Origin of the sequence: Gleimia hominis (assembly GCF_032085515.1) — a bacterium.
In the GTDB taxonomy this organism is placed as follows: Bacteria; Actinomycetota; Actinomycetes; order Actinomycetales; family Actinomycetaceae; genus Gleimia; species Gleimia hominis.
The window spans coordinates 1,136,032-1,151,240 of the sequence record NZ_JASXSX010000001.1 but is presented as its reverse complement, the minus strand read 5'-3'; the positions used below and the strand labels follow the sequence as shown (position 1 = coordinate 1,151,240).

The 15,209-nt window shown below is 59.0% G+C and carries 14 protein-coding genes and 1 tRNA gene; all 15 read right to left on the bottom strand.

Annotated features, from left to right (window positions below):
• Position 1: 1 nt before the first annotated feature.
• Complete coding sequence (prfA, locus tag QS713_RS04855) at positions 2-1,123, bottom strand: peptide chain release factor 1 (protein WP_102216015.1); 1,122 nt, start codon at positions 1,121-1,123, stop codon at positions 2-4.
• Positions 1,124-1,198: 75 nt separating this feature from the next.
• Complete coding sequence (gene rpmE, locus QS713_RS04850) at positions 1,199-1,411, bottom strand: 50S ribosomal protein L31 (protein ID WP_102216016.1); 213 nt, start codon at positions 1,409-1,411, stop codon at positions 1,199-1,201.
• A gap of 222 nt (positions 1,412-1,633) precedes the next feature.
• Positions 1,634-3,379, bottom strand: coding sequence for a transcription termination factor Rho (gene rho, locus QS713_RS04845; protein WP_313273769.1), 1,746 nt, complete (start codon positions 3,377-3,379; stop codon positions 1,634-1,636).
• Between the two features lie 357 nt (positions 3,380-3,736).
• A complete protein-coding gene (gene thrB, locus QS713_RS04840) occupies positions 3,737-4,675 on the bottom strand; it encodes a homoserine kinase (RefSeq protein ID WP_313272911.1) in 939 nt (312 codons plus the stop codon).
• A 3-nt stretch (positions 4,676-4,678) separates the two neighbouring features.
• Positions 4,679-6,097, bottom strand: coding sequence for a homoserine dehydrogenase (locus QS713_RS04835; RefSeq protein WP_313272909.1), 1,419 nt, complete (start codon positions 6,095-6,097; stop codon positions 4,679-4,681).
• Positions 6,098-6,126: 29 nt separating this feature from the next.
• Positions 6,127-7,521 carry a diaminopimelate decarboxylase gene (lysA, locus tag QS713_RS04830; RefSeq protein ID WP_313272907.1) on the bottom strand — a complete coding sequence of 465 codons (1,395 nt, stop codon included), beginning with the start codon at positions 7,519-7,521 and terminating at the stop codon, positions 6,127-6,129.
• Between the two features lie 32 nt (positions 7,522-7,553).
• A complete protein-coding gene (gene argS, locus QS713_RS04825; RefSeq protein WP_313272904.1) occupies positions 7,554-9,224 on the bottom strand; it encodes an arginine--tRNA ligase in 1,671 nt (556 codons plus the stop codon).
• Positions 9,225-9,319: 95 nt separating this feature from the next.
• Positions 9,320-9,769: a ribose-5-phosphate isomerase gene (locus QS713_RS04820; RefSeq protein ID WP_313272903.1), complete on the bottom strand. Its 450-nt coding sequence runs from the start codon at positions 9,767-9,769 to the stop codon at positions 9,320-9,322.
• Positions 9,770-9,808: 39 nt separating this feature from the next.
• Positions 9,809-10,798: an aldo/keto reductase gene (locus tag QS713_RS04815; RefSeq protein ID WP_313272901.1), complete on the bottom strand. Its 990-nt coding sequence runs from the start codon at positions 10,796-10,798 to the stop codon at positions 9,809-9,811.
• A 23-nt stretch (positions 10,799-10,821) separates the two neighbouring features.
• Positions 10,822-11,583 (bottom strand): amino acid ABC transporter ATP-binding protein, encoded by a 762-nt coding sequence (locus QS713_RS04810; protein ID WP_313272898.1) that lies wholly within the window; start codon positions 11,581-11,583, stop codon positions 10,822-10,824.
• 11 nt (positions 11,584-11,594) lie between these two features.
• A complete protein-coding gene (locus QS713_RS04805; protein WP_199171051.1) occupies positions 11,595-12,245 on the bottom strand; it encodes an amino acid ABC transporter permease in 651 nt (216 codons plus the stop codon).
• Positions 12,246-12,360: 115 nt separating this feature from the next.
• Positions 12,361-13,170: an amino acid ABC transporter substrate-binding protein gene (locus QS713_RS04800; protein WP_313272892.1), complete on the bottom strand. Its 810-nt coding sequence runs from the start codon at positions 13,168-13,170 to the stop codon at positions 12,361-12,363.
• 147 nt (positions 13,171-13,317) lie between these two features.
• Positions 13,318-13,390: transfer RNA gene (locus tag QS713_RS04795), tRNA-Arg, on the bottom strand.
• A 35-nt stretch (positions 13,391-13,425) separates the two neighbouring features.
• Positions 13,426-14,283: a glycerophosphodiester phosphodiesterase family protein gene (locus tag QS713_RS04790; RefSeq protein WP_313272891.1), complete on the bottom strand. Its 858-nt coding sequence runs from the start codon at positions 14,281-14,283 to the stop codon at positions 13,426-13,428.
• Entirely contained in the window at positions 14,283-15,155 is an 873-nt protein-coding gene (locus QS713_RS04785; RefSeq protein ID WP_313272888.1) for a M23 family metallopeptidase, read from the bottom strand. Before QS713_RS04785 ends, QS713_RS04790 begins: the two co-directional genes overlap by 1 nt.
• Between the last annotated feature and the right edge of the window lie 54 nt (positions 15,156-15,209).

The following is a 15,209-nucleotide window of genomic DNA, read 5'->3' as shown; positions in this document are numbered from 1 at the left end:
ACTACTTATCCGCTCGCCCAGCCCCAGCCTCATCCATGCGCTGCTGCTCATCCATCTCAATGGCGGAGTCGATTACGGGCCCCAACTCGCCCTCCAGCACGTTCGACAAGTTGTACGCCTTGTACCCCGTGCGGTGGTCCGCAATCCGGTTCTCTGGGAAGTTGTAGGTGCGGATCCGCTCAGAGCGGTCAACGGTCCGAACCTGCGAAGCACGCACCGCCTGCGCCTCCGCCTCTTTCTTCTCGCGTTCCAACTGCGCCAACCGGGCTTTCAGCACCCGCATAGCGGCTTCGCGGTTTTGAATCTGACTCTTCTCGTTCTGCATGGACACAACGATGCCGGTTGGCAGGTGCGTCATCCGCACTGCTGAATCCGTCGTGTTCACAGACTGCCCCCCTGGCCCGGAGGACCGGAACACGTCCACGCGGATATCGTTCTTATCGATCACGACCTCGTCGTCGTCTTCCTCCACTTCGGGAACCACCAGAACCCCCGCCGCGGAAGTGTGAACGCGCCCCTGCGACTCCGTTACCGGCACGCGCTGCACCCTGTGTACCCCACCTTCGTACTTCAGATGCGCCCACACGCCCTCCTCAGGCGGCACATTGCCTTTCGCTGCGATCGACAGGGTGATGTCTTTGAACCCACCCAGTTCCGTCGGTGTGGAAGCCATTTCCTTCACCTTCCACCCCTTCGCTTCCGCATACCGGGAGTACATGCGCGCCAGATCCGCGGCAAACAGCGCGGATTCTTCCCCGCCCTCACCAGCTTTGACTTCCAAAATAACGTCGTCCGCATCCTGTGGGTCGCGTGGAATTAGGATCTTGAGGAACTTGTCATGCGCCGTTTCTAACCGCTGCTCCAAGCCGGGGAGTTCATCGGCGAAAGACGGGTCCTCCTGCGCCATTTCTTGCGCTGCCTCCAGGTCCTCCAGAGCAGAACGGAACGCGTCGGTGGCGTTTTTAACGGCTCCCAGTTCGGAGAATCGTTTCGCGAGTTTGCGTGACTGCACTCGGTCGCCAAGGACCTCAGGGTCAGCTAAAGCCTGTTCCACCTCGTGGTATTCATCTAACCGGGGTTGTACGGCCTCCAACTCGTGGCTGTACGTGCTCACTATCTCCATCTCCTTACACTTCGGGGCCGGCCTCTAGTATACGAAACGGCGCCACCCTGGTAGGGCGGCGCCGAATGCTTAAAGCTACTTCTTGCGTTTGCCGTAACGGGCCTCGAAGCGGGCAACGCGACCGCCCGTATCCATAATCTTCTGCTTACCCGTGTAGAACGGGTGGCAGTTCGAGCACACGTCTACGCGCAAGTCCGGCCCTGGCAGTGTGGAACGCGTCTGGAAGCTGTTCCCGCACGTGCAGGTGACCGTGATCTCGTTGTAGTCGGGGTGAATACCCTGTTTCATTTGGTTACTCCTTAAGGAATTCGAGGAAACCGGGTCCACGCATCACCCCGATTGTTGGGGCCGGGTTAGCGGACTTGTGACCTTCACAAGCCGGCATCTCCAACTGTCTAAGCTGTGCTCAAGCAGCGTGGTGGTGAACCGGAACCTCGACTATTTTTACACGGTAAACAAGTTTTTTCCACAAGCAAAGGCGTAAAATAGCTCACCTTTAGCTATTGGAAGTTACTTGTTCGGCATGGTCTTAGCGACCATCATCAAGAACTCCGCGTTAGATTGCGTGTCTTTCAGACGATCCAACACCAGTTCCAGTGCGGGCTGCTGTTCCAACGTGCCGAGCACGCGGCGCAACCGCCACATGATCTGCAGCTCTTCCTTCTTGAACAGGACTTCCTCACGCCGCGTGCCCGAAGCGTTCACGTCCACAGCTGGGAAGATGCGTCGTTCCGCGAGGTCGCGAGACAAGCGCAGTTCCATGTTGCCGGTACCTTTGAACTCCTCGAAGATCACTTCGTCCATCTTCGAACCGGTTTCCACCAGTGCGGATGCGACGATCGTGAGGGATCCGCCCTCTTCAATATTGCGAGCGGCACCGAAGAAACGCTTCGGTGGGAACAGAGCGGACGCATCCACACCACCGGACAGGATCCTGCCGGACGCCGGGGAAGCAAGGTTGTAAGCCCGCCCCAGTCGGGTCAGCGAATCCAGCAGTACCACTACGTCTTGCCCGAGTTCCACAAGTCGTTTCGCCCGCTCAATCGCCAGTTCTGCAACGGCCGTGTGGTCCGTTGCCGGCCGGTCGAACGTCGAGGCAATCACTTCCCCTTTAACGGTGCGCTGCATGTCGGTAACCTCTTCTGGCCGCTCGTCTACGAGCACGACCATCAGGTGTACCTCCGGGTTGTTTTGCGCAATCGCGTTTGCAATCTGCTGCATCACCGTGGTCTTACCGGCCTTCGGCGGGGAGACGATGAGACCGCGCTGCCCCTTCCCGATTGGGGAAACCAGGTCGATGATCCTTGGGGTGATGGCTTTCGGCGTGGTTTCTAACCGCAGCTGTTCCGTGGGGTAAAGCGGGGTGAGTTTGTTGAACTCGCGGCGCTGCCCAGCTTGATCAACCGTCAAGCCATTCACCGTGTCAACTTTCACTAACGCGTTGTACCGCTGGCGCGGCCGCTCGTTTTCGCGTGGCTGTCGCACCGCCCCCACCACGGCGTCGCCCGGGCGGAGGTTCCACCGGCGCACGTTCCCGAGGGTTACGTACACGTCGTTCGGCCCCTGCAGGTAACCAGATGTGCGGATAAACGCGTGGTTTTCCTGCACGTCGAGGATGCCCCCAATGGGGATCAGCACGTCGTCTTCCCTGATTTCAGGGGCGTCGTCGCGACCATTGCGGCGTTTCCCCCGGTCGCGTCCGCGCCGGCGGCGTCCCCCGCGGTCGTCATCGCGATTATTGTCGTTGTTGCGATTTCGCCGGCGGCTGTTCCGCCCGTCGTTACGGGAATCGTCCTGCTTGTTATCGGCAGAAGGGAGTTTAATGTCGCTCAGTTCCGACACGTTTGACGACGAGTCAGAGGTCGCATAGTCGCCTTCTTTGTGCTGGTCGTGTTTGTTGTCGCGGTGCTGCGAACCAAGTTCTTTTTTCACATCCAGCTGAATATCTTTAGCGTTCGCTTCGCCCGCGCTCTGGTTGCGACGGCGACGCGAGTTGCCTCTACTGGCGTGCGCGTCTTCTTTTCCGTGTTCCTGAGGTTTCCCCTCGCCTTTTTGCGGCTGCTGGCCGTTTGTTTTGGCCGAGCCCGCTGGGGTTTGGGGAGTTTGTTTCGCTTCAGTTTCCGTTTTGCGCGGTCGTCCTCGTTTGCCGCCTCCCCCGGCGGCGCGGATCGCGTCGATGAGTTCTGGACGCCGCATCTTATCGGTTACTGGCAGGTTCATTTCTTCTGCTAGTTCGCGCAGTTGTGCCAGGCGCATCGTTGAGATTGCGCGCCTCTTGGGTTTTGGATTCTCGCTCAAGCGTTTTTCCTCACTGATGATGCTACATTGTAGCCACTAAATTATGTTCGTTGTTGAACATACGTGTATTCACTTACCGTTCTTCGTGGGATGAAGCTGCGAATACTTTCGCAATCCACAAGCCTTTCCTAATATTCACAATGGAATCGAGGAACGGTGTGAATAAGCTTTAATGATTCAGCATATGCCAGTTGGTGCGCATCGTTTAGCACTTTCTGCCACGTGCTGCTCGATGGTTAATAGCGTATTGCCTTAACCATTTACTTCGAGTTTAGCAGCCTTTCTTTTTAAAATACATTACAGACCGAGCAAAAATTATGATTTTCGTCGCGCTTCGATGCTCGTGCCTTGGTTACACACGTCTAATCGGTGTACGCGCCACCCGCTGGCTGCCGCATCTTCTTGTTGCTGCGCGCTCAACTCGCCCAGTATCAGGACGGTTGGTCCCGCTCCGGAAATAACGGCAGGCAATCCTTGTTCTCGCAAGAACGTGACGAGTGCGTGGGAGGCGGGCATGCATTCTGCCCGGGCGTCTTGATGCAATTTATCTGCAGTTGCTTCAAATAAGTAACGAGTGTCCGCCGCTCCTGCCATTACAAGCGCGAGTAGTCCCGCTCGGCCCACGTTAAACGCGGCGTCGGGATGCGCTACTGTGCGCGGCAGAGCTTCGCGTGCCTCCCGGGTTGCCAGTGAATACGGGGGAACTAAAACAGTTGGTTTAATTGTTTCCGGAGGTTCCACGCGAACCACGCGGGCCACCTGCTCGGCAGTGCCGTTGCTCTTTGGAGCTTCGGTTGTAATCCACGCGAAAGTGGCGCCCCCAAACACAGCGGGCGCCACGTTATCGGGATGTCCTTCGAGTTCGGTAGCTAACTGGAACACGGTTTGGTCTGGCATGGCTTCGGGGCCCACCAGGCCTCGAGCAATGGAAAGTCCGGCCACAATCGCTGCGGCGGACGATCCCAATCCCGCTCCCTGAGGAATCCGGTTGGTCGTCACCATGTCAACTCCAACCTGGGACACGTCCAGGTAGTCGAGCCCTGCTCGCAAGGCGCGGACAATCAGATTGTCTTCCCCATCGGGAAGCTCACCAGCGCCCACGCCCCGCACCTGCACCCGGGTGCTGCCGGTGGTTGCGCGCATCGACACTTCGTTATACATGCTGAGCGCTAACCCATATGAGTCGTAGCCGGGCCCTAAGTTAGCGCTCGTGGCCGGCACCCGCACGGTCACCTGGTCGTTAACTAAACGCATCGGTTACGCCACCCCCTCAACGCGGATAACGGACTCAACTTGCACCCCGGTGGGGGAACTACGGAGCGCATCCAAGGCCTCACGCAAATCTGATTCCGTAGCCGGATTTGTTATGAGGACTACACTCGCCCGTTCCGCGCTTTGCACCTGCGCATTTTCCAAGTGAGGAATTGCCGGCTGCGCGTCGCTAACTTGGTTCTGGGATGCGCACTGGATCGGAACTTGTTTCTGGGATGCGCACTGGATCGACACTTGCTTCTGGGATGCGCGCTGGATCGAAATCCCGTGCTGGGCAAACTCGCCCACAACTTCGGACAAACCTGCGTCGGCCGCGTTTACTAACAAACTCACCTGGTAGCACACCCGCGTACTTTGCGGCGGCAAAACCGGCAACTGTTCGTAATGCGACTCTAAAGGCGGGTGCTGACCGTGTCCGTGCCGCGCCGCCGTGGCAACGAGGTCACTGAGAACGGCGGAAGCAGTGGGCACACCGCCCGCGCCCTGCCCGAAGAACATCAGCTCACCGGCTGCTTCGCACTCAAGCATGATCGCGTTAAACGCGCCCGACACGGATGCGAGCGGGTGGCCTGCGGGCAGCAAGGCGGGGTGAACGCGCACGTCAATCCCCTCCTCCCCAGAGGTGGTGGTGCGCCGCTCGGCAACCGCAAGGAGCTTAACCACCATGTTGGCCTCGCGCGCCCGGGTGATCTGCGCTGGGGTGATCGCGCGGATTCCCTCGGTGGACACATCATCGATGAGCACGCGCGAGTGGAATGCCAGCGACGCCATTAGCGCGCACTTAGCGGCCGCGTCCAGGCCATCGACATCCGCAGTTGGATCCGCTTCCGCGTACCCCAGAGCTTGCGCTTCCTGCAGGGATTCATCGTAGGTTGCGCCCGTGGTAGACATGCGGTCAAGAATAAAGTTCGTGGTCCCGTTCACGATCCCGAGCACGCGGTTCACCCGGTCCCCCGCCAAAGACTCACGCAGCGCACGCACAATCGGCACCGCCCCGGCAACCGCGGCCTCATACTGCAGCTCCACCTGGTTCGCAGCAGCCAAAGCAAACAACTCCGGACCGTGTTTGGCAAGCAGCGCCTTATTGCCCGTCACCACACACGCCCCCGCTTTCAACGCGCGCTTCACATAGTCGAAAGCCGGTTCAATCCCCCCGATGAGCTCCACAACAACATCCGCGTTCACTAGTGCCTCAGCGATATCGGTAGTGAGCAAATTCGCAGGCACGTCATAGTCGCGTTCTGCATCCAGGTCGCGCACCAACACGGCCGTTAGGTTCCACAGCACTCCACTGCGCCGCTGCAAATCCTCCCGGCGCTCCTGGATTAAACGGATCACCTGGGATCCGACCGTACCAGCTCCTAAAACCGCGATATTTATCGCCTTCGCGGCGCGCGTAGCCATCTGTATCTTCTCCTCTTTCGTTGTGGTACTCACGGGGTGGGGCGTGCATTAATGAACGCGTCCCGTACCATCAGGTCCGAAATTTGCTCCGGGTAGATAATCCACTGTTTCTGCCCGTTCTCTACTCCGAGGGTGCCCGGCCGGGGCAGCAGGTTGTAGTTTGATGCTAACGCATGCCCGTACGCGCCCGTCACGGGGACCGCGAGGACGTCACCGCGCCGCACGTCTTGTGGCAACGACGCGTGAGCAGCAATGATATCGCCCGATTCACAATGCTTCCCCACGATCCGCACGTCCACAAGCGGGGCGGGTGAAGTCCGATTCGCCAAGATCGCACTGTAGCGCGCGCCGTACAGGGCGGGACGGATATTGTCCGACATCCCGCCATCCACACTTACGTAAATGCGCCGACCCGACTCTGTGGGCACGGGTTTGACGGTGCCGACCCGATAGAGCGTGACGACGCTTGGGGCCACCACGGACCGGCCCGGTTCGACGGAAACCAGTGGCACCGGCACGCCCGCGCTAGCGCATTCGCTCCGGACTGCCTCCGCCAATCTCCGCGCAACGTCCCGCTGCGACGGCGCCACCGGATCCGCCGCCGTGTATGCGACCGCGTAGCCGCCCCCTAAATCTAGTTCACCGCACGGAACTCCTACCTCTTGAAGTTCTTTCACAAGGCCCACGAGGCGGGTGGCGGACTGCACGAATGCTTCCAGTTCAAAAACCTGCGAACCAATGTGCGCGTGAAGACCGACGAACTGCAAATCCGGATGCTCCGCCGCCCGCCACGCCACGCGTTTCGCATCCCCCGCCGCGAGCGACAGGCCGAACTTTTGATCTGCGTGGCCCGTTGCGACAAACTCGTGTCCGCCCGCATGCACCCCGGTCGCGACACGCACCATTACGCGGGCACGCCGCCCAAGTTCACGTGCAATCTCGCCGATCCGCTCCACTTCCTCCTCAGAGTCAATGACGATGCGACCAATGCCCGCCGGGCCGGTTTGAATCGCTAGGCGCAGTTCCTCATCAGACTTATTGTTCCCATGTAACCCAACGTCTTCGGGCGGGGCCCCGGCTTGCAGCGCAACCGTGAGCTCCCCCAAGCTCGCAGTGTCCACGCCCATGCCTGCTGAAACTGCTTCGCGCATAGCGTAGCCGCTGGGGAACGCTTTCGCCGCGTAGTAGGCGCGGCCACCGTTCATGCCGTAGCCGTCCCAGAACTCCTCCGCCATCGCGGTAGCCCACACGTAGGCGCGGCCTTTAAAGTCCGCCTGGTCGAGGACGTACACGGGGGTGTGGATGCCGGCAAGTATCTGTGACACCGGCATGCCCCCAAGGTGCAGTTGCCCGTCGTCACCGCGCACGGCGGACCACGGCCACAAGTCGGGCCGGTCCGCCGGTTCTGCGTTCACTGCGTGCATTGAGTTACCACGGGCTCCTGTCGAGGGCGAGGCTACATCCGCGTGGGCGCGTCGACCCCAAGTAGGGTCAGTCCGTTTGCTAGCACCTGGGTGGTAGCGTCGTTGAGCCACAGGCGGGCTACGTGTCCGGCATCGACCGGGTCGGTTCCCCGCGGACTTACCCGGCACTGCCCGTACCACGCGTGGTAGGCAGCCGCCAGGGATTCGAGGTACCGCGCCACCCGGTGGGGTTCACGCAGCTGCGCCGCCTGGGCTACGGTCGCGGGGAATTGGGCGAGCACTCCCAGTAGGGACGCGTCCGCTGGCGTGTTCAACTGCGCCGGGTCGAAGCCGGCGTCGCGTTTCACCCCGTGCGCCGCCGCGTTACGCGATACGTTCGCGGTGCGGGCATGCGCATATTGCACGTAGTACACGGGATTGTCGTTCGTATTCGAAGCGAGTACGTCCAAGTCAATGTCCACATTCTGGTCCATTGAAGACCGCACCAGTGAGTACCGGGCCGCGTCTACCCCCACGGCGTCCACCAGGTCGTCGAGCGTCACAATGTTGCCCGCTCGTTTCGACATGCGTACTGGTTGTCCCCCTTTGAGCAGGTTCACCATTTGCCCAATTAGTATCTGGAGGTTCTTACCCGGCTCATCGCCAAATGCAGCGCACATTGCCATCATGCGGCCAATGTAACCGTGGTGGTCCGCGCCGAGCATGATCACGACCTCGTCCGCACCCCGCTTGCGTTTATCGAGGTAGTAGGCGATGTCCCCGGCGAAGTAGGCGGCGTCCCCTCCGGATTTGAACACGACGCGGTCCTTGTCGTCTCCAAAGTCAGTGGTTTTCAACCAGGTGGCTCCCTCTGACTCGTAGATAACGCCGCGTTCTCGCAGCCGGTCAACTGCTTCTTGCACGGCGCCGGACTGGTGGAGGGATTCCTCGTGGAAGAACACGTCGAACTCAACGCGAAACTCCCGGAGTTTGTCTTTAATCTGGTCGAACATGAGGGCTACGCCGCGGGCGCGGAACACCTCGAGTGCCGCGGCCTCATCCAGCTCCAACGGGTTCGCTTCCCCAGCTGCCTCGACATCGGCTAGCACCTGGTTCGCAATGTCATCCACGTAGGCGCCCCCGTACCCATCCTCAGGCACTGGCTTGTGCTGCGCGCGCATAAGGAGGGAGCGGGCGAAGCGGTCGATCTGCGCACCGTGGTCATTGAAGTAGTATTCGCGGGTCACTTCTGCACCCGAGGCTTCCAGCAGCCGGGCGAGCGTGTCCCCCACCGCCGCCCAGCGGGCACCCCCCAGGTGGATGGGGCCGGTGGGGTTCGCGGACACGTACTCCAAGTTCACGTGCACCCCACTGTGAGCGGTTGACTTACCGTACTTGTCACCGGCTTGCAAAATGGTGCGTGCCAGCTCACCGGCGGAAGCAGCGTCGAGGCGAATATTAATAAACCCTGGCCCAGCCACCTCTACGCTCGCGATGCCGTCGCTATCACGGAGCTTTTGCGCAATCAGTTGCGCTAGTTCCCGCGGGTTTTTCCGAGCGGGTTTCGCCAGCCGCATCGCCACGTTCGTGGCCCAATCCCCATGTTCTCGGTTCCGGGGGCGTTCCACGGTTGCTGCTGGCAGTTGCGGTACTTCGAGCGTGCCCTGAGATTGCAGGTCCGCTAGTACCGCGTTGATTAATTCTTCAAGATCTTTAGGAGTCACAACTTCAATACTACGGTTTAGCAGTGCTGAAGGGTATTTACGGCCCGTGAGTCCTCTCATGTTCACGGGCCGTAATAACTGCTTGCAAGCGATCCTTAGCGCTGCTGTTCGTATTCACTCATCATGTCGATGCGTTCTTGGTGGCGTGCCTCGTTCGAAAACGGGGTGGTTAGGAACACGTCCACGAGTCTTATCGCTTCCTCGACCGAGTGCTGCCGCGCGCCGATCGCAATAATGTTCGCGTTATTGTGCTCGCGTGCAAGAGCCGCGGTGGATTCGTTCCACACGAGCGCGGCCCGCACCCCGTTCACGAGGTTCGCTGCCATCTGCTCGCCGTTACCGGACCCGCCGATCACGATACCCAGCGAATCGGGTTCACCAGCCACCGCTTTCCCGCACGCAATGCACATTGGTGGGTAGGCATCGAGCTTGTCGTAATCCTTCGCCCCGTGATCAACCACTTCATAGTTTTCCTCACTCAGGTGTTTGATTAGGGCCTCACGCAATTCAAAACCCGCGTGATCAGCTGCAATATGTACCCTCATGGTGTCCTTTCTAAACGGTTTAAACAGGTTAATGCGGCCCTAAAACAGGGCGATGCGGTCTGGGGCGGGGAAGATTTCCTCTAACGCAGCCTCGTCTTCGGGCTGCGGCACCCAGTCGGCTGCTTGCGCGTTCTGCCGCACTTGCTCGGGTGTAGTGGCGCCGGCGATTACGGACGGCACCGTCGGGCGGGTCGCGAGCCAAGAAAACGCGACCTGCAACGGGGAAAGCTCCCGCTCGTGCGCGAACTCAATGAACGCGTCAATCTGCTGCCAATCCGTTGACTCAAGCAGCTGCGGTTTCGAATGCGCCACCCGCGTCCCATCGGGGGCTTTACCGTGGCGGTACTTACCGGTCAGCAACCCGTTTGCAAGCGGAAAATACGGTAACGTTCCCAAACCAAAACGCTGTGCCGCGGGAATAACTTCCAGTTCCGCCCGCCGGTCCAGGAGGTTGTAGTGCGATTCCGTAGCGATGGGCGCCACCATGCCCGGCTCGTCCGCGAGGTGCGCCAGATCCGCCAGCTGCCAGCCCGCGTGGTTTGAGGTACCGATGTAGCGGACCTTACCGGCCCGCACAGCGTCCGACATGGCTGCCAGCGTTTCTTCCGGTGGGGTAATCCCGTCGGGCGTGTGGTACAGGTACAGGTCGACGTGGTCGCGTCCAAGCCGTTTGAGGGAAGCTTCGAGCGCGCGCATCATGTATCGGCGTGAGCCCCGCGCCCCGTGTTCAGGGCCGTTAACGCCGCGCATGTCCATCCCGAACTTCGTGACGACAACCGCGTTCTCCCCCAGGGTGCCGAGCTGGTTCAACGCCTGCCCGAACAGGGTTTCAGAGAGCCCGGGTTCGCGCCCGTAGCAGTCCGCCAAGTCAAACAGGTTGATTCCCGATTCCAGTGCCGTCCGCACTACCTCGAGGGTGCCTTCTGGGCTCTCGGTACGCGTGTGGGCGCGACCGAAATTATTGCCACCAATCCCCACGGCGGACACTTGCAAACCCGAATAGCCTACGGTGTTATACCTCATAGTCATGCAGCCATAATATCGAACTTTACTTACGCTGTTTGACCGCGCAGTTTCTTGAGGAACCGCCGAGTGCGATCCTGCTGCGGGTTGCGGATCAGCTCGCGCGCATGTCCAGATTCCAGCACTACCCCGTCGTCAACGAATACTGCTCGATCCGCCACTTCTGCTGCGAAATCCATTTCGTGCGTGACGATCACCATCGTCATGTCCTCGTGCGCTAGAGCGCGAATAATCTGCAAAATCTCCCCGGTCAGCTCCGGGTCCAGTGCGGAGGTGGGTTCGTCAAAAAACAAGATCCTCGGGTTCCTCGCCAGTGCCCGCGCAATCGCCACGCGCTGCTGTTGCCCGCCCGACAACTCCCCCGGGTACGCCTGCGCCTTATCCGCCAGGCCCATCCGGTCTAACAGTTCCAGGCACTGAGCTCGCACTTGCGCCCGATCGCGTTTTTGTACTTTTAATGGTGAATCCATGAGGTTGCGCAGCACACTCCAGTGCGGAAACAGGTTGAAGTTTTGGAACACCAAGCCGAAATCGTGGCGGAACCGCTGCTCATCTGCCGCGCTCGTTTTCTTGCCCGCGCGTTTTTCTAACGCCAGCTGCCCCGAATACCAAATCTGCCCACTGTCCATCTGTTCCAAGAATGTGGCGCAGCGCAGCAACGTGGACTTACCGGAGCCAGACGGACCGAGGATCGCCACTACCTCCCCTTCTTCAACCGTTAAAGACACGCCTTTGAGGACCCGGTTGGTTCCGAAGGATTTTTCCATATCGCAAATCTGTAACGCGTTCATTCTCAAGCTCCTTAAATCGCGTAAACGCCCATGCGTTTTTCAATGCGTTCCATAACGACTGACACGATGAGGTTGAAAACGTAGTAGAACACGCCCGCCACAATGAATGGTGTCATGGATGCAGATGCGGCCGACAGCTGCTTGGCAACCGTGAACATCTCTGCGTAAGCAATCGCGAACGCCAATGAAGTGTCTTTCACCAGCGTAATCACCTCGTTCGTGATCGACGGTAGTACCCGCCTAAACATTTGGGGCAGCTCAATCGTCAAAAACGTGCGGCGGCGTGAGTACCCCAATACGAATGCAGCTTCCCGCTGCCCTCGAGGAATGGATTGAAACCCACCTCGGTAGATTTCCGCGAAATACGCTGCGTAGTTCACCGTGAACGCGATTACGACGGCGTAGAACCGGTACTGGGGGCTGATTTCAATTCCCAGCAGGTAGTAGGGGCCGAAATAAACGACCATCACCTGCAAAATAAGCGGCGTTCCCCGCATTACAGATATGTATAGCTGCACGAGTGCGCGCAGCGGAAAGAACCTGCTGATCCGCCCCAGGTACACGACTAGGGCCAGGGGCATGGAAAACACGAGGGTGAGGGTGAATACGATGACGGTATTTACTAGACCGCCAGCTAGTTGAGTAATAATTTCTTCAAGCATAATGGTTTCTCGCTAATACTCTCAGCGTGCAAGATGGTTTAGAACTGGTGAGCCCGGTTTTGCGGGTGCCGAGAAAACGCGCCAAAAACGAGGATCTGGCACCCGCAAACTGCGGTTATTCGATTACGGAATCTTCAATCTCGTACTTTTTCGCGAGCTTCAAGAAGGTTCCGTCTTTTTTCATTTCGTCGAGGGACTGCTGCACTTTGTCGCGCAACTGCGTGTTGCCTTTTTTGAAGCCAATCCCGTATTCCTCCACCTGGATCGGGTCTTCAAGCACCCGGAACTTATCTGCCCCACGGGAATTCAACTGGAAACTCGCAACCGGCTGGTCCACCACAACAGCGTCGGCCGCACCAGATTGGAGGGTCATGAAGGCGGAATCGTACTCAGGTACCTCCGTAAGGTTGCCGAACTTTGCAACCAGGCTCTTATTAGCATCGGACTTCAACGCGGCTAAACCAGACGAATCCGCCTGCACGATCACGTTCTTACCGGCGAGCTGCTCGGCTTTTTGGATCTTCGAGTCTGCCTTAACCACCACCACGATCGAGTTATTCACGTACGGTTTAGAGAACGTGTACTTGTCTTCACGCCCCGTCATTGTGAACCCATTCCACAGGCAATCGACGGTTCCCGCGTTCAATTCCGCGTCTTTAGAGTCCCAGTCGATCGGTTGTTTCACCAGTTCCCAACCTTGCCGTTTAGCTACTTCTTGCGCTAGATCCAGGTCGAAACCTACGTATTCACCATCTTGCTTGAAACCATAAGGAGGGAAGCTAGCGTCGAATCCGACTGTGAACGTAGATTCATGATGGCGATGCTCGTCCGAGTTCGAGTTCTGGGCATGGTTACCGTTGGAGCACGCAACCAAACCGAAGATGACTAGAACGCTGGACAGCACGGCCAGAATCTTTTTGTTCATCGGATTTCCTTAACTAAACGATGAGTTTACTTACCCCCAGCAAACCGCTGGTCTTATTCAGCCTAACAGGGCCCAGGCAGCGCTTTTTCAACGCTCAACTTCTGAGACACGCGCACGGCGTTCCACCTGCAAATGGGTATGAAAAAGCGCCCCGAACAGGACTCGAACCTGCGACCTTCTGCTCCGGAGGCAGACGCTCTATCCGCTGAGCTATCGGGGCGGACCTACGCTAGTGTACCAGCGTGAGGGCTCGGGTTAAAAATGCGACCCGGGTTGGGCCCGAAAGTGTCGCAAAACCGTGCGTGCCAAACGCGGTTTATCAGTAACAATTCCATCGACACCAAGCGTTAAAGCCCGGTGGATTTCCGGCACACTATTGAGGGTCCACACGTGGACCGCCAGTCCGTGCTTGTGCGCGGACGCCACGAACCGCGGGGTCACCACCGGTACTCCCCGGTACGACAATGGAACTTGAACCGCCACCACACCATCTGCCGGCGCGGGTACGGACAGCCAGCTGGGAGGCACCGTAAGCTGAGCGGCGAGCACCAGCTGCGCAACCTCCATGCTGGCAAGGGAAGTAACGACCCCGGCGGAGCCAACCGCCTTGCGTAACCTCCGCAGCGTCGAAACCTCGAACGAGGCTAAACACACCCGCTGCGGGTACTTCCGAGCGATACGAGCCAGCGGCTCCACCACCTGCGGTTCCTTCGCATCAACGTTGAACCGGGCGTGTGGAAACGCCTCCAGCACCTCTTCTAACAGTGGAATCGGGTGCTCGCAGGGGCGTACCCCACAACCGGGCTCGCCCGTGAGCTTGAGTTTGCGCAGTGCCTCATACGTGAAATCTTTAACTAGCCCCGCGCCCGTGGTGACCCTACCTACAAACGGATCGTGAATGAGCACGACGCGCCCATCGGCTGTCACATGCGCATCGGTCTCAATATAGGAAAAGCCGTCGTCAATGGCGCGCGAAAACGCGGTCCAAGAGTTCTCTGGGGCAAAACCGCCACCGCGGTGGGCAATAATAATGGGTTCATGGTGGCGCGCGTACATATTATTACCAGCGTCTCTGAACGCCATTACTTTATCGCCAGCGTCCTTGAACGCCATTACTTGCAGTCCTCTCCCGCGTACGTGGCCTGCTGCTCTTTCAGCCAATCCACCGGATCAATCGGGGTGTCAGCGCTGTCGTGGATCTCAAAGTGAAGGTGCGGGCCAGTGGACATCCCGTTATTTCCAACGAGCGCGATCTCTTGGCCAACTTTCACGGAATCTCCCTTTTGAACTTTCACGTCGGTGGGGAACATGTGCGCGTACCCGGAGTAATACACGCCCCCATCAGCGGACTCGTGTTTGATCCGCACCCAGTATCCCGCGCCTTCCATCGGCTGGGAATCCACCACCACGCCGTCAGCTACGGCGAAAATCGGGGTGCCCGCTGGGGCCGCTAGATCTGCGCCCGCATGCAGCCGGGAAATCCCCAACACCGGGTGGAACCGCATGCCGAACGGTGACGCGAAGTTGAATGAGCCTTGGGCAAGGGGCCAAATCAGTTCGGCAGTTTGCGTAACCGGACGATCCCCATTAGCCGAATCCAACTTCATGCACTGCGAAACTTGCAGCGGGGTGCGCACTCGCGCGCGCGAAGACGCGGTTTCACTGCGATGCAGGTCATCGGCTTGCTCAACCGTAGAATCCGGTTGCCCCGCCCAGGAATCACCCGCTGCTGCCACCGCGAACTGTTTAGACGGCAGCGTGATCGAACTGTTTGGCCCCACGAACCCAGACACAGGAATCGCCACAGTCGCCGCCGCCAGCACCGTCACAGCTCCAGCGCGCACAATCCGGTTGGCATGCGAACGCTGCTTTGAGCACTGTTCGCGTTTCCGTTGTTTGCGTCGCTGAGCCCTGGTGGGCAACGGGCACTGCGTAGACGTGGAGTTCAACAGTTCAGTTCCTTCAGTTGCGTCAGATTGGACCAATAATTACCCGAACTTCCACGAAACAAAGGTGGAAGCCCTCAAGACTGTTACAAA